This window comes from Burkholderia sp. AU38729 (genome assembly GCF_020419725.1).
GTDB lineage: Bacteria > Pseudomonadota > Gammaproteobacteria > Burkholderiales > Burkholderiaceae > Burkholderia.
Genome location: NZ_JAIZQO010000002.1, coordinates 722840 through 742982 on the forward strand (window position 1 = coordinate 722840; position 20143 = coordinate 742982).

Genomic DNA, 20143 nt, shown 5'->3' on the forward strand with positions numbered 1-20143 from the left:
CATCGTTCAGCCTGGCGGGCCGCGCGCCGAAGCGCGCCCGCATGCCTACTCCATGCGACATTTCCTCCTCGGCTGGCTGCTGGCCGCCGTCGTATCGGCCGCCCATGCGGCCGCTCCCGCCCCGGCCGCCGCGTCGGCCGCTTCCGGCACCGCGCCCGCGTTGACGCCGCAACAGGCGCAGCAGGCACTCAATGTGCTCGAAAATCCGCGCGATCGCGCGCAGGTCGAAACGACGCTGCGTGCGATCGCGGCCGTCGGCGCGTTGAGCGCACCCGCGATCGCGGCGAGCGATGCGGCTGCGGCCAGCGCCGCGTCGGCCGCCGCGGCTCCGGCAGCACTGACGTCGAACGGGCTCGCATCGATGCTCGTCCGGCAGGGATCGCGCTGGACCATCGAAATCGGCGGTGCGCTGAAGGAATCGCTGCACTCGCTGCTCGATGTCGGCTCGGTCGGCAACTGGTGGCACGACAAGCTGGTGCGCGCCGACGAGCGCGCGGATCTTGCACACGCGCTCTGGATCATCATCGCCGTGCTCGTCCCCGCGCTCGTCGTCGAATGGTTCGCGAAGCGGCTGCTGCGACGTGCGCTGGCCGCAGTGGCTGCTCGGCGCGCCGACACGTCGCGCCGCACCGAGTCCGAGTCCGAGTCCGAGTCCGAGTCCGAGTCCGAGTCCGAGTCCGAGTCTGAGTCTGAGTCTGAATCCGTTACGCCCGACTCCGCGACGCTCGACGACGGCAACGCACCACCGGGCGCAGCCGCCCCGCCAGACGCTTCCCACATCTCCGACGCCGCGCCCGCATCGTCGCAAGGCCGCGGCCACGCGCGCCGCCACACCACGCTGCTGCACCGGATGCCGCGCGCGCTCGTCAGCCTTGCGTTGCGTGCCGTGCCGCTGCTCGTGTTCGTCGGCGTCGCGAGCCTGACGATGTCGGTGATCGGCGATACGGGCGCCCCGGTCGAATCCGCACTCGAAGCGCTGATCGACATCTACGTGATCTGCCGGCTCGTCACGATCGTCAGCCGGCTGTTCTTCCAGCCCGATGCGCGGCAATTGCGCTTGCTGCACATCAGCGACGCGTGGGCCGACTTCGCGCAACGCTCGATCGCGCGGATCGTGATCGTGGTCGGCGCCTGCACGGCCGCGGTCGAGATCGCCGCGAGCTTCGGCCTCAGCGACGCCGGTCACGTCGCGCTGCTGAAAGCCGTCGCGCTCGTCGGGCACCTGATGATCTCGGCGCTGATCGTCCAGTGCCGCTTGCCGGTCGCCGCGCGGATCCGCGCGGCCGGCGCGGATCGCCCGTCCTTCGCGATGATCGCCAACGCGCTCGCGGACGCGTGGGCGCCCGTCTCGGTCTTCATCGTGATGGCCCTGTGGTTCGTGTGGGCGCTCGACGTCCACAACGGCTACCGCGTGCTGATCACGCTCGGTGGCCGCTCGATCGCCGTGATGATCGGCATGCGGATCGTGTCGATCGTCGTGTTCGGCGCGCTCGCGCGGCTGTTCCAGGGCCGCGACGAAGACCGCACGCTCGTCCATGCGCACGCATACCGCTACTACCCGCTGCTGCGCCAGTTCGTGTCGGGCGCGATCGGCATCGTGACCATCGTGCTGCTGCTGCAGATCTGGGGCGTACCGATCTTCCGCGCGTTCGAGACCGGCACGATCGGCCACCGGCTCGCGTCGGCGTTGGTAACGATCGCCATCGCGGCCATCGTCGCGCTCGTCGTATGGGAAGCCGCGAACATCGCCATCGAGCGCCGCCTGCAACGCTGGACGCGCGAAGGCAATCTCATGCGCGCGGCGCGGCTGCGCACGCTGCTGCCGATGCTGCGCACGCTGCTGTTCGTGATGATCGCGCTCGTCGTCGTGCTGACGGGCCTCAGCCAGCTCGGCGTGAACGTCGGCCCGCTGCTTGCCGGCGCCAGCATCTTCGGTGTCGCGCTCGGCTTCGGCTCGCAGAAGCTCGTGCAGGATTTCATCACCGGGATCTTCCTGCTGATGGAAAACGCGATGCAGGTGGGCGACTGGGTCACGCTCGCCGGTGTGTCGGGCACGGTCGAGTACCTGTCGATCCGCACCGTGCGGCTGCGCGCCGGCGACGGGTCGTTGTACACGATTCCGTTCAGCTCGGTGACGACCGTCAACAATACGAATCGCGGGCTCGGCAACGCGGCCGTCAAGATCAGCATTGCCTACGGCGAGGATATCGATCGCGCGATCGCGACGCTGAAGGAGATCGGTGCGGCCTTGCGCGACGATCCGAAATACCGCGACGGCATCCTGTCGGACTTCAGCTACTGGGGTATCGACCAGGTCGACGGCGCGACGCTCGCGCTGGCCGGACAGATGCAGTGCACGGACTCGACGCGCTGGAGCGTGCAGCGTGAATTCAACCGGCGGATCGCGGAGACGTTCCTCGAACGCGGGATCCGGATCGCCAATCCGCAGCGCAGCGTCGTTGCGTACGCGGACGGATCGCGGCCTGGGGGCGATGACGAAAACGACACCCACGGCGACAGCAGCCATGCTGCCGAAGGGACAGCCCGGCCGCCGTCGCCGGCCGCACCGGCGCGCAAGCCGGGTTGACCGGCCGGGGCACACCGCGCACCGCATTCAACGCGCGGCAGGCTTGCTCCCGCGCCGGGCGCCTTTCGCGGCGGGTGTCGACGCCCCCGCCTTCGCCGTCCGTTTCGCCGCCGCGCCCGGCTCGCGCTTCGAGCTGGCTGCAGGATAGGCCGCCAGGGCGTCGCGCTGCACGTGCCATTGCTGGAGCAGCACCCGCGTCTGCTCGGCAATGGTGTCAATCAGCAATTTCGCGCGCTCGCCTTCGAATGCCTCCCATTCGAGCAACTGCAGCGCCGAACGCTGCGCGATGTGGAACACCGTGATCTGCCCGAACAGGCTCAGTGCACGCAAGCGCGTGACGGGATCGTTGGCCGGCCGCCCCGAGATGCGGCCGATCAGCTCGGCGCTCACGTCGTTCAGCGGCTTGCGCATGCGCTTCATCAGGATTTCGCTCGCGCTCGCCGGCTCCTGGCCGCCTTGCTCGCGTGCAAAGAACATCCGCTGGTTCATCGTCTTCGGCGTCGTGAACATCCGGTCCGCCAGCGCGCGCAGCAGCCCGACGAACGCATCGATCAGCACGTCGACGTCCGCGTCCGCATCGAGCATCGCCCATGCATGGCCGACCGCCGGCGCGAACGCTTCCCGGCCGAGCTCCGCGATCGTCTCCACGCACGCGCGGTACACGCCTTCCTTGTTCTCGAAGTAGTACTGGAGCGCCGGCGCGTTCACGCCGGCCATCGCCGCGATCTCGCGTGTCGATGCCCCCGCGAACCCGCGCTCGCCGAACAGTTCGATCGCCGCCTCGATGATCCGCTGGCGCGTTTCGTCGCCGCGGGCGTAGCCGCCCGCCGACGTACGGCGCAGCTTCTTCGCTTCGTTCATGCCTTCCTCGTCATTCGATCGACCGACATTCTACTTGACACAATTTTATCAACTGGAATAATTCTTCCACTTGGAATAAATTGGATGCCAGCATGTCGACGCCGCAAGACCCGCCACCGAAAGCAGATCGTCAGGAAAACGGAACAACCCCGCGCAACGGCAACGGATCGAAACGGCGCATCCTGCTGGTCGTCGCCGTACTCGCGGCGATCGGCGGCGCCGTCTGGCTCGGCCGCTGGTGGACGGTCGGCCGCTTCATCGAAAGCACCAACGACGCGTACCTGCAGGCGGACAGCATGACGGCCGCGCCGAAGGTCGCCGGCTACGTGACCGACGTGTACGTGCGCGACAACCAGGCCGTGAAGGCCGGCGATCCGCTCGTGCGGCTCGACGTCCGCCAGTACCAGGTCGCGCTCGCGCAATCGCTTGCGACCGTCGACGCGCGCCGCGCCGACATCGCACGCGCCGAGGCCGACATCAGCCAGCAGCATGCGAATCTCGAACAGGCCGATGCACAGGCGAAGGTGTCGCGCATCAATGCGCAGCACGCCAGCGACGAATACACGCGCTATGCGCCGCTCGCCGCGACCGGCGCGGAAACGCACGAACGCGTGGCCGACCTGAAGAGCACGCGCGATCAGGCGGCCGCGACGCTCGCCGCGAACAATGCGTCGATCGCTGCCGCCCGCACGCAGATCGCGTCGTACACAGCGCAGCTCCAGCAGGCGCGCGCGCAGCTCGAAGCCGCGCAGGCCAGCGCCGCACAGGCGCGGCTCGACCTCGACAACACGATCGTGCGCAGCACCCTCGCCGGCCGCGTCGGCGATCGCACCGTGCGCGTCGGTCAATACGTGCAGCCCGGCACGCGCCTGCTGACCGTCGTGCCCGTCGACGCGATCTACCTCGTCGCGAACTTCAAGGAAACGCAGATCGGCAACATGCGCATCGGCCAGCCCGTCGAACTGCACGTCGACGCGCTGCCGGACGGCGCGCTGTCCGGCGTCGTCGACAGTTTCGCCCCCGGCACGGGCGCGCAATTCGCGCTGCTGCCGCCCGAGAATGCGACCGGCAACTTCACGAAGATCGTCCAGCGCGTGCCGGTACGCATCCGTCTCGCCGCGGACGCCCGCGCGCAGCGCATGCTGCTGCCGGGGCTGTCGGTGACGGTCGACGTCGATACGCGCTCGGCCCGCGACGAGACGCATCATGGCTGAACCGTCCGCCATGATGCCCATGCCGCCGCACGAGGGCCGTGCGAGCGTGACCGACTGGATCGCGGTCGCGGCCGGCGCACTCGGCGCGCTGATGGCGACCCTCGACATCTCGATCACGAACTCCGCGCTGCCGCAGATCCAAGGTGAAATCGGCGCGACCGGCACCGAAGGCACGTGGATCTCGACCGGCTACCTGATGTCGGAGATCGTGATGATCCCGCTCGCCGCATGGCTCACGCGCGTGTTCGGGCTGCGCAATTTCCTGCTGACGAACTCCGCGCTGTTCATTGCCTTCTCGATGATGTGCGGCTGGTCGCACTCGCTGCCGATGATGATCGCCGGCCGGATCGGCCAGGGCTTCACCGGCGGTGCGCTGATACCGACTGCACAAACCATCATCCGCACGCGGCTGCCGCTGTCGCAGTTGCCGGTCGGCATGACGCTGTTCGGCCTGATCGTGCTGCTCGGGCCGCTGTTCGGCCCCGTGCTCGGCGGCTGGCTCGCGGAGAACGTCAGCTGGAGCTGGTGCTTTTTCCTGAACCTGCCGGTGTGCCTGTTGCTGATGGCGTTGTTGATATTCGGGCTGCCGTCGGACCGCCCGCAATGGCATGCGTTCCTGAACGCGGACTGGCTCGGGATCTTGGGTCTCGCGATCGGTCTGAGCTCGCTCACCGTCGTGCTCGAGGAAGGCCAGCGCGAGCGCTGGTTCGAATCGCAGATGATCGTCACGTTGAGCCTCGTATCGCTTGCCGGAATGATCCTGATCGCGTTGTCGCAGCTCTTTGCAAAGCGGCCGATCATGCGGCTGTCGCTGATGCGCAACCCGCGCTACGCGAGCGTGATCGTGATCGTGTCCGCGGTGGGCGCCGGGCTGTACGGCGTGTCCTACCTGCTGCCGCAGTTCCTGGCGATCGTCGCCGGCTACAACGCGGAACAGGCAGGCGCGATCATGCTGCTGTCGGGGCTGCCCGCGTTCCTCGTGATGCCGATCCTGCCGCGCCTGCTCGGCAAGGTCGATTTCCGCATCCTCGTGATCTCGGGGCTGTTGCTGTTCTGCCTGAGCTGCATGCTCGACATCAGCCTGACCGCGCAGAGCGTCGGCCACGACTTCGTCTGGTCGCAACTGATCCGCGGCGTCGCGCAGATGCTCGCGATGATGCCGCTCAACCAGGCCTCGATGGCGGCCGTCGCACGCGAAGACTCGGGCGATGCGGCCGGGCTCTACAACATGGCGCGCAATCTCGGCGGCTCGATCGGGCTCGCGATCATCGGCACCGTGATCGACCGGCGCACGACCTTCCATACGGCCGCGCTCCGCGAATCGGTGACGGCGAACTCGCTGATCGGGCAGGACCGGCTGTCGGCCTACGCGGCCAACTGGTTCTCGCACACCGGCGACCTCGCGTATTCGAACATGCGCGCGCTCGGACAGCTGGCCCAGCAGATCCAGATCCAGGCGGTCGTGATGACTTATTCCGAAACCTTTTATCTGTTGGGCCTCGCGCTGCTTGCCTGCGTGCCGCTCGCGCTGCTGCTGAGAACGCCGCGCGGGCCGCAGCCGATGTCGTCCGGCCACTGAACCGTCTTACGCAATGAAGCCCTTCTCCCTGCCCCGCCGCCCCGCGCTCACGCTGTGCGCGGCTGCGTGCCTGCTCGCCGGCTGCACGGTCGGCCCCGACTATCGCGGCGCACCCGCCGCGCCGGATGCGCCGACCTTCGTGCGCGCGCCGGCCACCGGCGTCGATCTCGCTGCGCCCGCGCCGAGCGCATGGTGGCATGCGCTCAACGATCGCCAGCTCGACGACCTGATCACCGCCGCGCTCGCGTACAACCCCGATCTGCACGCGGCACAAGCCCGCTTGCGCGCATCGCGCGCGCAGCTCGCGCAACAACGTGCGGCCCAGCGGCCGAAGTCGTCGGCCACCGTCGCCGCCATCCGCATGCGCGAGCCGGACGTCAGCGCGCTCGGTTCGCTGCTGCCGTCGAACGGTTCGAGCCAATCGAGTGGCATCTCGCCGTCGCTGGGTGGCTCGGGCCCGCTGCAGCTCTATTCGGCAGGCTTCGACGCAACCTGGGAAATCGACCTGTTCGGCGGCACGCGCCGCGCGGTCGAAGCAGCATCCGCGCAAGCGGAAGCGGTCGACGCCGATCTCGCCGACACGCAGGTGTCGATCACGGCCGAAGTCGCCAACGCGTACATCGACCTGCGCGATCAACAGCGGCGGCTTGCGCTGTCGCGGCGCACTGCCGAGCTGCAGCAGAAGATGCTCGAACTCACGCAGCAGCGTCGCGCGCGTGGCGTTGCCGCCGATGCCGACATCGAGCGCCTGACGACGCAAGTCGAAAACACGCGCGCATCGCTGATCCCGCTCGACGCGCAGGTGACGGAATCGCTCGACCGGCTCGCGATCCTGACGGGCCGCGCGCCCGGTGCGCTCGACGCGGCACTGTCGACATCGGATGCGACGCTGCCGACGCTGCCCGGCAGCGTCGCGATCGGCGATCCGGCCGCGCTGCTGAAACAGCGCCCCGACATTCGCGCGGCCGAGCGCCGGCTCGCATCGAGCAATGCGCAGATCGGCGAGCACGTCGCCGACTATTTCCCGAAAGTGACGCTGCTCGGCGATCTCGGTTTCAGCGCGACGGACCCGGGCCACCTGTTCCGCAAGCAGAACTTCACCTGGGTCGGCGCGCCGTATCTGCAATGGAACATTCTCGACTTCGGGCGCACGCGCGGTGCGGTGCGCGCGGCCGAGGCATCGCGAGACGAGGCGGAAGCGAACTATCAGAAGGCGGTGCTCGGCGCCCTGCAGGATGCCAACACGGCATTGCAGCGTTACGGGCACCAGCGCGAACACGTCGTTGCACTCACCAAGGTGCAGACGTCGGCCATGCATTCCCGATCGCTGATGGACGAGCGCTATCGCGCGGGCGTCGCATCGATGATCGACCTGCTCGATACGCAACGCGAAGCGTTGGCCGCGCAGCAGAACGTGATCGCCGGGCAGGCCGAGCTGATCAAGGACTACGTGTCGTTGCAGAAGAACCTCGGGCTCGGGTGGCAGGCGGGCGCGGGTTGATGTCCGGTTGATCGGTGCCGCACGGCCAGGTTTGTCGAGACTGCGGCGGCGCCGATGCTCGAAATGTGGATCGCAAGTCCAAAGCGCCCGCGTTCGATACTTGTGGATCGCCTCACGGCGCGCGACGCAACAACTCATTGCGCACGCAACAATATTCATCGCCTGCGTCGATGAGAGCCGCACCCACGCCGCATCGACGCCGTCGCTATCGGAAACATATCGAATATCAATTAGCCAATCGTCTGACGATCTCTTCTAATTCAGTCGGCTTCCCCACCACCGATCGGATTCAAGGAGTTCCATCGTCATGTCCTCATCCTCCCATCGCGTGCTGAGACACGCGGTCGCCGCGATCTGCGTTGCACTTTCCGCGTCCCCCCATGCCGCCGAACTCACGCGAGACACGGGCGCCCCCGTCGGCGACAACGAGAATTCGCAGACGGCCGGCCCTGCCGGCCCCGTGCTCCTGCAAGACTCCGCACTCATCGAGAAACTGCAGCGCTTCGATCGCGAGCGCATTCCGGAACGGGTCGTGCATGCACGCGGCACCGGCGCATTCGGCGAGTTCGTGCCGACCGCCGACATCTCGAACCTGACGAAAGCGAAGGTCTTCACACCCGGCACCCGCACGCCCGTGTTCGTGCGCTTCTCCACCGTGATGGGCTATCGCGGCTCGCCTGAACAGGCGCGCGATCCGCGCGGTTTCGCGGTGAAGTTCTATACGCAACAGGGCAACTGGGACATGGTCGGCATCAACTGGCCCGTGTTCTTCATTCGCGACGGCATCAAGTTCCCCGACTTCGTTCACGCAAACAAGCCAAGCGCCGTGACCGGCGTGCAGGATCCGAACCTCGCATTCGACTTCTTCGCGCACACGCCCGAAGCGACGAACATGCTGACGATGCTGTACACGAACGCCGGCATGCCCGATTCGTATCGTCACATGGACGGCTTCGCGGTGCACGCGTTCAAGTTCGTCAATGCGCACGGCGACGTGCACTACGTGAAGTTCCACTGGAAGAGCCAGCAAGGCGTGCACGGCCTGCGTCCGCAAGACATCAATGCATCGATCGGGCGCGACTGGAACATGATGACGAACGACCTGTACGGCGCGCTGAAGCAAGGCGACTTCCCGAAGTGGGATCTGTACGTGCAGGTGCTCACGCCGCAGGACCTGAACCGTTTCGACTTCGATGCGCTGGACGACACGAAGGTCTGGACCGGTGTGCCCGAGCGCAAGATCGGCACGATGACGCTGAATCGCGTGCCCGACAACTACTTCCAGTCGACCGAGGAATCGGCGTTCGCGCCGTCGCGACTCGTGCCCGGCATCGAGCCGTCCGAAGACCGGATGCTGCAGGACCGACTGTTCGCGTACGCCGACACGCAGATGTACCGGCTCGGCGCGAACTACATGGACCTGCCGATCAACCGGCCCGTCGTGCCGGTGGTCAACAACAACCAGGACGGCAAGATGAACGCCGGCGACCGCAAGGGCGAGGTGAACTACGAACCGTCGACGCTGCATGAACTCGCGCCGGATCCGCAATACAAGTCCGTGCGCATGACGCTCAACGGCACGACGCAGCAGGAAGCGATCCACAAGAAGCTGCGGTTCCGTCAGGCGGGCGAGTACTACCGCAGCCTGTCGCAGCAGGATAGGGACGACCTGATCACCGCGCTGTCCGGCGACCTCGGCAAGGTGACGAACGCGCACAACCAGTACGCGATGCTGTCGTACTTCTACAAGGCCGATGCCGACTACGGCACGCGTCTCGCGCAGGCCGTGCACGCCGACGTCGGGCAAGTGCAGGCGCTCGCCGCGAAGCTGAGCGAGAACTGATCCCGCGACTCCGGTCGCCGTCGACGTGCGGGGTTGCGCCGCGCACGTCGACCTTACCCACCCATCAGGACATCCTCATGCAATCCGAACGCCTGACGCGCGCGATCCGCGCCACCGCAGCAGTCCTGGCGCTGGCCGCGCTCGCCGGTTGCGCGCACCTTCCCGAGCAGCCGGCGTATGCGCCGGCCGACCCCGCCGCGCTGCGCCGCTACGACGGCGACTGGTTCGACGCCGCCCGCGTCGGACGCGTCGACATCCTGCGCGCATTGCACGACGCCGGCTATCCCGTCGATGCCACCGACAGCCATGGCTTTACGGCCGTGATACTCGCGTCCTACGACGGCCAGCCGGCAGCGCTCGACTACCTACTGTCGGCCGGCGCAAACGCATGCGCCGGCGACCGCCACGGCAACACGGCGCTGATGGGTGCCCTCTTCAAGAACGAACCCGACATCGCACGGCGCCTGATCGACACGCCATGCCCGATCGACCAGACGAACGGCGCCGGGGAAACCGCGCTGGGATTCGCCACGCTGTTCAATCGATTCGACCTGATTCCGCTCCTCGTCGCGCGTGGCGCGAATCCGAATCATGTCGATCGGCGCGGTCAGTCGCTGCTGCAGCTCGCGCGGTCGCACGACAACACGGAAGCCGTGGATGCGCTGCGGCATGCAGGTGCGAGGCAGTAGCTTCATGCCCCGCTTCCTGATGCCCGCGGACTCGCCTCGCTTCACCGCGTCCGGCGATTCGAGTCCCGCCTCGAATACGATCGGCCAATTGCCCCATTACGCATCAAACCGGAAACGATCGGCAAATCGCATTCCGCATTACTTTCTTTAGCGGCCCCGAATATTACAAAACACTGCCAATATTTTCAAAAACATTGCATCTATCCGCTTTAATTTAGTTTCATATAATCAAAAAAAGTTTGACACCTCGCTTTCATTCTTGATACCGTCCGATGCAAGCAATCTGACGAATTACTCACTACGCAATCGCTTCCGCTCTACGTTTTTTTGGTTCCGCCGCACCGCAATGCTCGCCGCCGGCCGCATCGTTCGCGCGCCGACGCATGCAACATCCCGATGCATCTCATTGGACAACTGCCATTCGGCAGCGGGCCGAAGGATTGAATCAAATGAGCAGGACAACGAAACTGTTGCTCTAGCAATCTCGCCCGCGTCACGTCCGGCGCAGTTGCGTCGTATCGCGGCGCAGCCTTCCCATTACCGCGTTTTCCGTATTTCGCCTCCGGAGAAAAGACACTTTTCCGGATCGGGCGAAAGGCCCTGTCGCATCCGTGCCACCCGCACGCGCGCGACAGAAATCGGCGGTGCATGACCCGCACCGCTGTCGACCGTTGTTGTTCGTGCTGTTCGATGTTCAACCGGAGGGGTAATTCAAATGAATCAGGTTGCAGACAAGAATCAAAAGCACAATCGCTTCGTCAAACTCGCCTTCGCCGCCGCAGCCGCATCGTTCGGCATGGCGACGGCCCACGCCGCGCCTGCGGCCGGCTGGACGGAAACGCACACCAAGGGTTTCCTGCCGCTCGTGCAGCAAAGCGAAGCCGGTACGGCCGGCGCGCCCGCCGCGAGCACGGCGGCGGCTGCAGCAGCAGCCGTCGAGATGGCGCCGGGCGAGTCGGTGGACATCGTGCTCGGGCTGAACCTGCGCAACGAGGCGCAACTCGACCAGTATCTGCACGACCTGCATACGCCTGGTTCGCCGCACTACCGGCAGTTCCTCACGCCGGCGCAGTTCGCGTCGCAATATGCGCCGACCGACCAGCAGGTCGCCTCGGTCGTCGCGCATCTGCGCAAGGCAGGCTTCGTGAACATCGTCGTCGCGCCGAACCGTCTGCTGGTCTCCGCGTCCGGCACCGCGGCCACCATCAAGTCCGCGTTCCGCACGACGCTCAAGAGCTTCACGCGCAACGGCCGCAGCGTCTACGCGAATACCGACGCCGCGCAAGTGCCGAACGCGATCGGCGGCGTCGTGGGTTCGGTACTGGGCCTGCAGAACGTCGAGCTGATGCACACGGGCGCGGGCAGCCAGCCGCAAGGCAACACCAGCAACCTGACGATTCCGGCCGGCGCATCGGCGGTGCCGCACAACCCGACCGAATTCTCGTCGATCTACGGCGGCGACGGCACGCCGACCGCCTCGCAGACCACCGTCGGCATCATCTCCGAAGGCGACCTGTCGCAGACGGTAAGCGACCTCAATACGTTCGCCGCAAACAACAGCCTCGGCACGATCAGCAGCAGCATCGTGAAGACGGGCCCGTCCGGCAGCTCGTACACCGACACCGACGGCACCGTCGAATGGAACCTCGACAGCCAGTCGATCGTCGGCGCGGCCGGCGGCAGCGTGAAGCAGGTCGTGTTCTACGTCGCACCGTCGATGACGCTCACGGCGATCACCGCCGCGTACAACAAGGCCGTGACCGACAACGTCGCGAAGGTGATCAACGTGTCGCTCGGCGTGTGCGAATCGTCCGCGAACAGCACCGGCTCGCAGGCCACCGACGACACCATCTTCAAGCAGGCAGTCGCGCAGGGGCAGACCTTCTCGGTATCCGCCGGCGACCATGGCGCGTACGAATGTGCGAGCGGCACGCCGTCGCGCTCGACCTACACGGTGAGCGAGCCGGCAACGTCGCCGTACGTGATCGCCGTGGGCGGCACGACGCTGTTCACCAATACGTCGACCAACGCGTACAACAGCGAGATCGTCTGGAACGATCCGAGCTGGCAGCCGGGCACCGTGTGGTCGACGGGCGGCGGGTACAGCAAGTACGAAGCCGCGCCGTCGTGGCAATCGTCGAGCCTCACGGGCTCGACCAAGCGCGCACTGCCTGACGTCGGCTTCGACGCGGACCTGCGCACCGGCGCGATTCTCGTCGTCAACGGCCAGACGTCCAACACGCTGTGGGGCTCGGGCTACCTCAACAACGAAGGCGGCACGAGCCTCGCCGCGCCGATCTTCACGGGCATCTGGGCGCGCTTGCAGTCCGCCAACAACAATGCGCTCGGGTTTCCCGCGTCGAGCTTCTACAAGTACTTCCCGAGCAACGCGGCACTGCTGCACGACGTCACGTCCGGCAACAACGGCAGCGGCACCTACGGCTACAAGGCAAAGGCCGGCTGGGACGCGACGACGGGCTTCGGCAGCGTGAACATCTCGAAGCTGAACACGTTCATCCAGAGCACGTCGGATTTCGCACGCTGATGGATCGATGACTGCCCCGGTTCCGCGTGCGCACCGCAACGCATGCATGGAACCGGATGTGATCGCTTGAACAACCCGTGGGGGCCGCAAGGCCTTCGCGGGTTTTTTGTATTCCGCGCAGTCTCGAGGCGCAGCCTTCGGCGCGGCGATGCCCTCGCCAACCTTGCAATCGTTGCGCAAGCAACTTTCATGTCCATTACCCGGGCAGCATCGACCCGCTTACGGACTGCAAGGTACACACTGTTACACAACACGCAGACAACTTCCGCGCGTGTCGTGCGTTTAACTGGATATATCGATTCGTCGCGGGACAACCACCCTGCGAGCACGACCCTGCCGCCGGCCCCGGCCGATGCCCCCGGAGCATGCGCTGACGGCCGCGGCACAGTGCTCAAGCCGATCGCGCGGCCCGCGTGCCTGCCAACGCCGACACAACCCTGAACGAACAACATGAACAACACACGTGCACACCGCCCCGTCAGAACGCTGCTCGCGTCGTCCCTCATCGTGTCGCTGCTCGGCCTCTCGGCCTGCAACAAGAACGGCGACAGCAGCGCCGCCGCTCCGGCCAGCGACGCAAGCGCGGCCGCCGCGGCCCAGCCCGCCTCGACGCCCGTCGCCTACACGCCGCCGACTGCCGACCAGCTCTACCAGATGGTCGCGCCGATCGCACTGTTCCCCGACAAGCTCGTCGCGCTGGTGCTGGCGGGTGCAACGTATCCGGACCAGGTCACGGCCGCCAATAACTGGGTCATGCAGAATCCGTCGTTGAAGGGACAGCCACTCGCCACCGCCGCCGATACGCAGCCGTGGGATCCTTCCGTCAAGGCATTGACCGCGTTCCCAGCGGTGCTGTCGCAGATGGCATCGAACCCGGCCTGGACCACGTCGCTCGGTCAGGCCTACTACAACGACCCCACCGACGTGATGAACGCGATCCAGGTGATGCGCCAGCGCGCGCAGACGTCCGGTCATCTCCGCTCGGGCGGCCAGATGCGGGTCACGCAAGTCGCGCAGGCCGCACCGACCGGCTATACGCCGGCCAACGATGCGCCCGTCGTCTACGCCGGGCCGGCGATCGTGCCGCCCCCCGCGCAGGCCATCGAGATCGAGTCGGCACAGCCCGACGTCGTCTATGTCCCGTCGTACAACCCGACGGTCGTCTACGGCGAACCGGTTTCGGCGTACCCCGGCTACGTGTACCGGCCGCCTTCATACAGCACGGGGGAAGTCGTTGCGGCCGGCGTGATCACGTTCGGCGTCGGCATCGCCGTCGGCGCCGCGATCTTCGGGCACCACGACTGGGGCTGGCATGCATGGGGCATGAACTGGGGCGCGCCGCGTCCGGAAGGCCCCCGCAGGAACGACGGCTGGGAGCGCCCGGCCGTGGTGTACAACCACACCACGTACGTGTCGAAGTCGACCACCGTGATCAACAACATCACCAACATCCGCAACACGCGAATCACGAACAACTACGGCGGCAACGTCACCAACAATACGACGAACACGACGATCGAACGCAACACGATGCAGCCGGGTGCGGCGCCGATGCGCGGGCAGGCCATGGAGCAACGCCCGGGCGCCGTGCCGATGACGATGCCGCACTTCGGCGCGAACGACGCGCGCCCCGGCGCGCGCCCGTCGCCTGGCGCGTTCGCACAGAACCGTGTGAGCGAACCGCATGCCGAGGCACCCGCGCAGCATGCGCCCGGCGCGATGCGCGAAGAGCGGCAGCAGGCCATGCAGCAGGCACACGCCGCGCAGGAAAATCGTGCGGCCGCCCAGCAGCAGCAACAGCGCAACGAAGCTCAGCAGCAACGCGAGGCGATGCAACAGCACAACGCCGCGCAGCAGCAGCAACGTGAGGAAATGCAGCAACACAACGCAGCGGAGCAACAGCAGCGCGAGGCGTTGCAGCAACACAATGCGGAACAGCAACGGCAGCGCGAAGCCATGCAGCAACGCAACGAGACTCAGCAGCAAGTGCGCAAAGAGGCGCCACCGCACAACGAAGCGCAGCCGCAGGAACACGCGGCAGCGCAGCCGCGGCAACCGGCCCCCGAGCACGCACCGGCACCGCATCCGCACCCTGCGGCGTCGCATCCGCCACACGAGACGCATGAGCATCGCGCCGAGTGAAATGCACGCCAGCCGGCAGCGCGGGTTTCGCACTGCCGGCTGGCGACACCGCGTCTCGTTGGCGTGCGAACCCCGCTCGGCACGACATTCCGCGCGCCACCGTTTTCAGCGAAACCGCACGGCGGTGCCGTGCAACTTACTCCTCCCAGTTCCGGACATAATCCGGCACCGGCACGCTGCCCTCGGCATGGACCGGCGCACCGCGCGTCATCTTCAGCGGCAGGATCCCCGTCCAGACAGCAAGCGCGAGATCTTCGTCCTTGTCGGACGGCATTGAGTCGCTGACCTTCACGGCTGCTTCCGCAAGCGCAATCCGCAGCACGCTGGTCGCATTGATTTCCTTGTCGTTGCCGGGCCGCGCGTCATGCTTGCGACCCGGAGCGATCTTGTCCATCAATGCATCCAGCGCCGCCAGCTTGTCCGCACTACGCTCCACCATCTCGAACCGCCCGTAGATCACGGCGGATCGGTAATTCATCGAATGGTTGAAGGCCGACCTGGCCAACACGAGACCGTCCAGCAACGTCACCGCGACGGAGGCCGGCATGCCCGCCGCCAGCGCCTTGATCATCCGGCTGCCGTTCGACCCGTGAATATAGAGGTAATCGCCCCGTCTCCAGTGCGCGGTCGGGATGCAGTGTATGTCCTCGCCCGAACCGAATGCGATGTGGCACACGTAAGCCTCGTCCACGATGCGATGAAGCACCTCGCGATCGCGGCTTGCCAGCTCCGGCAGGCGGCGAATGGTGGTGCGGGATGTGGGGGAGATGACGGTCTGGTCTTGCATGTTTCGTTTTCCTGTTTGCACGCCCTTGCGCGCATCGAGCGGCCCGCGTTTCGGCAACGCGCAGGCGTTCACTCCAAATATATTTGCACTACGAAGTTAACGACATCGAACACTACAGCTTGCACGCGCGAATGACCGGTCGATCGGCCCATCGACAGTCGCTTTCCAAATCGATCAAAATACGCACACGCGCCTATCCGTGACGATCGCTGCACATGCCCGCGCACCGACTGGCGCCACGGGAACGTGAACGATACGACGCGCATCGGATCTTCAAAAGAACCAGCTCACCAAAAAATTCTGGAACCAGCCCATGGATCTCGCGCTGCTCGTCTCATCGCTTTCCAGACAGGACGGCACGACAAGCCACAGCCAGCAGGAAGCCCTGTACCGGAGCCTGCGCAACATGCTGCTGGACGGGCACATCCCGCCCGGCACGCGGCTCGTATCGACGCGCGTGCTCGCGGCCGAGCTGGGCATCGCGCGCAACTCGGCGGTCTATGCGTACGAGCGCCTTGCCGAGGAAGGCTTCGTGGCGGCCACGCGCAACGGGACGATCACACTATGGGACGGGTGCGACCGTTCCAGCACAGAGCCCGAACGCGGCCCGGCCTCGGTTCGATTGTCCGAGCGTGTGCACGGGCTGGAGAACGCCGACCCCGAACCCGAATGCATGCTGCCGTTCGTGTCCGGCCTCCCTTCGCTCGATGAATTCCCCGTCGCCCAATGGCGCCGTTGCATCGAGCGCGCATGGAAAGTCATCAAGCCCGCGCAGCTCGCCTACGGCCCGGTCGAAGGGCTGCCCGAATTGCGGCGTGCCGTGGCCGCCTACATCCGGGTCTCGCGCGGCGTGCGCTGCGAAACAGGCCAGGTATTCATCACCGACGGCACGCAGAGCAGCCTCGAACTGTGCGCGCGCATGCTGGCGAATCCCGGTGAATATGGCTGGCTCGAGAACCCCTGCTACAACGGCGCCCGAACCGCATTCCGGTCGACCGGCCTGGATCTCGTGCCGATCGAGGTCGATCACGAAGGCATGGCGCCAACCGACGAACAATGGCACACCCGGCCGCCCCGGCTGATCTATACGACACCGTCGCACCAATACCCGCTTGGCGCACTGATGAGCCCCCAGCGGCGCACGGCGCTTGTCACGCGCGCACGTGCGTGCGGCGCGTGGATCATCGAGGACGATTACGACAGCGAGTTCCGCCACGGCGGCCAGCCGCTGCCCGCGATCCAGGGCCTCGATGCCGACGCACCGGTCTGCTATCTCGGCACCTTCAGCAAGACGATGTTTCCCGCCCTTCGACTCGGCTTCATGGTGGTACCGCCGACGCTGGTCGACCGCTTCACCCGCACGCTGCGCGAACTCGTCCATCGCGGCCACTCGGCCGATCAACTGGCGATGGCTGAATTCATCGACACCGGCCTCTTTGCACGACACCTGCGCCGAATGAGGACGCTGTACGCCGAGCGGCGGAGCAGCCTCGAAGCCGCACTCGCCTGCCACCTCGGCGCCGTGCTGAGCGTTCGCGAAAGCCCGGGCGGCATGCATCTGTCGGCGGATCTCGCGATGCCGCTGCAGGATACCGACGTCGCCCGCGCCGCAGCCGCGCATGGCCTGCTGCTACAGCCGCTGAGCCGCTATCGGGTCGGCGACGGCCGGCCGTACAACGGCTTCGTGCTCGGATACTCGGGGCTGAGCGACACGACGATCGAGACCGCGACGAGGCAGCTCGCGGCCGTCATCGAGCAGCACGGCCGCACGCGTTGCTGAATGGTGCGCGCGGCATCGGTGCTCACAGTTGCGACTCGAGCGGAAACAGCCCGAGGAACCAGACTTCCATCCGCCGCGCCGCGGACACTTCCGGTTCGTGATCGAGCTCGGTGACCTTCCCGTCCGAATCGGTCTGCATCCACTTGAGCCGCCCTTTGCCCGCCGGATCGGTCCTCGGCTCTACCCGCCACGCGATGCGATCGAGCCGTGCCTCCAGATCGTTGGCCACCTGCGACGCAATCGCCGGACTCTCGCAGTAAACGCCGATCTCCGTATTGAGGTTCAGCGAGCGCGGATCGAGATTCATCGACCCGATGAAAATACTCTTGTGATCGAACACGTAGGTCTTCGCATGCAACGACGCACGCGACGACCCGATGATGACCTGCTTCGAAATGCTCTTGTCACCCGACGGCCGCCGCTCGTAAAGCCGCACGCCGGCGGCCACGAGATCGCTTCGGTAGTGCCGGTAGCCCGCATGGACGGCCGCCACGTCGGTCGACGCGAGCGAGTTGGTCAGCACCGTGACGCGCACACTGCGCGCCGTGAGCGCGCGCAGCCGCTCGACGACCTCCTTGCCCGGCACGAAGTACGGCGACACGATCAGCAGGTCATGTTCGGGCTGCAATGCGAGCGCCCGCAATTGCGGCATCAGGTGTCCGTCGCTGTCCTTCGGCGCATGTGCGATCTTCGACGGATCGTCGTACAGCACCGTCGCGTGCCCCCACGACAGTTCGGTGCCCTGCCCATGAACGATCCGGTCGAGCCGCTGCCTGGCCTCGAGCACGTACGGATTGTCTTCCATGGCTCTCAGGTAGTCGCGCAACCGTTCGCGCTCGCGGTCCAGCCCGCCCGGCGCCGCATCATGCCCGACCAGCGCGCTGATCGGATACGCGTACGGGGAATTCCAGAACGTATCGAATTCGGTCGAGATGTCCTTCACGACCGGGCCGTGAACGACAACGTCGAGATCGCCGAACTCCAGCATCGACGATGCGCCGAAATACTCGTCGCCGATATTGCGGCCACCGACGATCGCCGCCTGGTTGTCCGCGATCATCGCCTTGTTGTGCATGCGCCGGTTGACGCGCGAGAACTCGAACACGGTGCCGATCTTCTTGAACCGGCGCGTGGCAACCGGGTTGAAGAGCCGGATCTCGATGTTCGGATGTGAACTGATCTCGAGCAGCTTGCGGTCGTCCGCGTTCGTGCCGAGGTCGTCGAGCAGCGCGCGGACGCGCACGCCGCGATCGGCCGCGCGGATGATCGCGTCGGCCAACTCGTGCCCGGTCAGGTCGTCATGCCAGATGTAGTACTGAAGGTCGAGCGAGCGGTCCGCGCGATCGGCGAGCAGCACGCGCGCATCCAGCGCATCGACCGGATCGGTCAGCAGATGAAACGCGTCCTGCCCGGGGTGCACACGGGCCTGCTTCTGGAACGCGACGCCCAGCCGCGTGTTGTCCGTATCGGTGTACGCGTGCGTCGGCACGCGCTCGGCCTGCGGGGGCAGGCTCGCGCATGCAACGAGCGCCAGCAACGAAAGAAGCGCACCCCACGAACGCAGCATGGTCATGATTGCCGTCCCACTCCCGGCCGAAGTCTGTTTGTTCTCGCCGCCGGATGGATCGCGGGGCTGTTTGGCTTGCCTTGGGCCGCAATCGGTATCGCGTGTGAAACGGCCGCGCTACAGCATACTTCGATTGACGACGACGCGGCACCCTCTCGGTACTTTCCTGATTACGACGTTCGTCTCGCATCCGCACAAAGAAAAACCCGCGACGCATGAAGCCATCGCGGGTTTTCGGCATGCCGCGCGAACGCGCGCATGAAATCTGGTGGGCCCGGCGGGGTTCGAACCCGCGACCAATCGATTATGAGGTTACTGGTCTAATTTCGGCTCCTTAAAAATCAACCACTTACGCGAGGCAAGTTGCTGTTTTTATTGAGATAACGCTTCTCGTGTAGCCTAGGAGTAGCCTTGCGTGACCAGACGACAAAGAATCCACTGCTCACTGCAAGAGTCCACTGCTCGATGCTCTTCAGCCTCGCGTCTCGCCTCCCATCCGAGGCTTACCAGTTATACGTTTGACCTGCTTTCATATCTCTGTGGACGAACCAGATTTTGGATGCTCAGACACTGAAGTCCACTGCTCTAGACCATTGTTTGCCAATCTGGCGTAGCCTAGACAAAGCTCTTCGGACCTATTCGATTTCGTTGTAAGCTGAGGATTAAGCGCCCAAACCTCCTGGTGACGAGAGGGGGCCGCTTCCGAGGAATGGTGAGCCTGGACATCTCTCTTGTTCATCCTGATCCTCAGGCTCAGCAAGGGGTCTCGTCCTTCAGCGAATTTCTTTAGAGGGGTAGTTCGTGGCGTTCTATGACAATGAAAAAGCAGTCCAAAAAACTGACAAACCTGCAAAATATCAAGTAGCACGAAAGCCTGGCGAAAAACCATCAAGCCCCGGCATCTACAAGTGTCAGTCATGTGGTTACGAGGACGTAATCAACAGAGAGTGCGACACCCTTCCCCCATGCGCAAATTGCGACAGGAAGCCTCATTCGTGGAAGTTGCTCGTAACTGCCACTGATAAGTAAGATTTTCGACTACAGCCAA

General features: G+C 65.5%; 12 protein-coding genes. 9 read left to right on the plus strand and 3 right to left on the minus strand.

Going from position 1 to position 20143, the window contains the following annotated elements; translation table 11 throughout:
* Positions 1 to 52 precede the first annotated feature (52 nt).
* Positions 53 to 2587, plus strand: a complete 2535-nt coding sequence (locus LGM56_RS08240) for a mechanosensitive ion channel family protein (protein ID WP_226204036.1) — start codon at positions 53 to 55, stop codon at positions 2585 to 2587.
* Between the two features lie 27 nt (positions 2588 to 2614).
* Here LGM56_RS08240 and LGM56_RS08245 read toward each other — a convergent pair whose 3' ends face one another.
* Complete coding sequence (locus LGM56_RS08245; protein ID WP_226204038.1) at positions 2615 to 3448, minus strand: CerR family C-terminal domain-containing protein; 834 nt, start codon at positions 3446 to 3448, stop codon at positions 2615 to 2617.
* Positions 3449 to 3540: 92 nt separating this feature from the next.
* Here LGM56_RS08245 and LGM56_RS08250 point away from each other — a divergent pair, with 92 nt between their 5' ends.
* The 7 genes from LGM56_RS08250 (at position 3541) to LGM56_RS08280 (ending at position 14961) form a co-directional block, all read left to right on the plus strand.
* On the plus strand, positions 3541 to 4662 hold the full coding sequence (locus tag LGM56_RS08250; protein WP_226204041.1) for an HlyD family secretion protein: 1122 nt from the start codon (positions 3541 to 3543) through the stop codon (positions 4660 to 4662).
* Entirely contained in the window at positions 4655 to 6241 is a 1587-nt protein-coding gene (locus LGM56_RS08255) for an MDR family MFS transporter (protein WP_226204044.1), read from the plus strand. Before LGM56_RS08250 ends, LGM56_RS08255 begins: the two co-directional genes overlap by 8 nt.
* A gap of 13 nt (positions 6242 to 6254) precedes the next feature.
* The gene (locus tag LGM56_RS08260; RefSeq protein WP_226204047.1) at positions 6255 to 7742 is read left to right on the plus strand and encodes an efflux transporter outer membrane subunit; all 1488 of its coding nucleotides are present in this window, start codon (positions 6255 to 6257) and stop codon (positions 7740 to 7742) included.
* Between the two features lie 307 nt (positions 7743 to 8049).
* Positions 8050 to 9585, plus strand: a complete 1536-nt coding sequence (locus LGM56_RS08265) for a catalase (protein WP_226204050.1) — start codon at positions 8050 to 8052, stop codon at positions 9583 to 9585.
* Positions 9586 to 9662: 77 nt separating this feature from the next.
* The gene (locus LGM56_RS08270) at positions 9663 to 10274 is read left to right on the plus strand and encodes an ankyrin repeat domain-containing protein (RefSeq protein ID WP_226204052.1); all 612 of its coding nucleotides are present in this window, start codon (positions 9663 to 9665) and stop codon (positions 10272 to 10274) included.
* A 715-nt stretch (positions 10275 to 10989) separates the two neighbouring features.
* Positions 10990 to 12819 (plus strand): protease pro-enzyme activation domain-containing protein, encoded by a 1830-nt coding sequence (locus LGM56_RS08275; protein WP_226204055.1) that lies wholly within the window; start codon positions 10990 to 10992, stop codon positions 12817 to 12819.
* Positions 12820 to 13269: 450 nt separating this feature from the next.
* Entirely contained in the window at positions 13270 to 14961 is a 1692-nt protein-coding gene (locus LGM56_RS08280) for a DUF3300 domain-containing protein (protein WP_226204057.1), read from the plus strand.
* A gap of 136 nt (positions 14962 to 15097) precedes the next feature.
* Here the strand turns inward: LGM56_RS08280 and LGM56_RS08285 are convergent, their stop codons facing one another.
* Positions 15098 to 15748 (minus strand): pyridoxamine 5'-phosphate oxidase family protein, encoded by a 651-nt coding sequence (locus LGM56_RS08285; protein WP_089497396.1) that lies wholly within the window; start codon positions 15746 to 15748, stop codon positions 15098 to 15100.
* A gap of 313 nt (positions 15749 to 16061) precedes the next feature.
* On the opposite strand from LGM56_RS08285, the gene LGM56_RS08290 reads away from it, so the two are divergent.
* On the plus strand, positions 16062 to 17528 hold the full coding sequence (locus LGM56_RS08290) for a PLP-dependent aminotransferase family protein (protein WP_226204060.1): 1467 nt from the start codon (positions 16062 to 16064) through the stop codon (positions 17526 to 17528).
* Between the two features lie 22 nt (positions 17529 to 17550).
* Here LGM56_RS08290 and LGM56_RS08295 read toward each other — a convergent pair whose 3' ends face one another.
* The gene (locus LGM56_RS08295; protein WP_226204062.1) at positions 17551 to 19101 is read right to left on the minus strand and encodes a phospholipase D family protein; all 1551 of its coding nucleotides are present in this window, start codon (positions 19099 to 19101) and stop codon (positions 17551 to 17553) included.
* Between the last annotated feature and the right edge of the window lie 1042 nt (positions 19102 to 20143).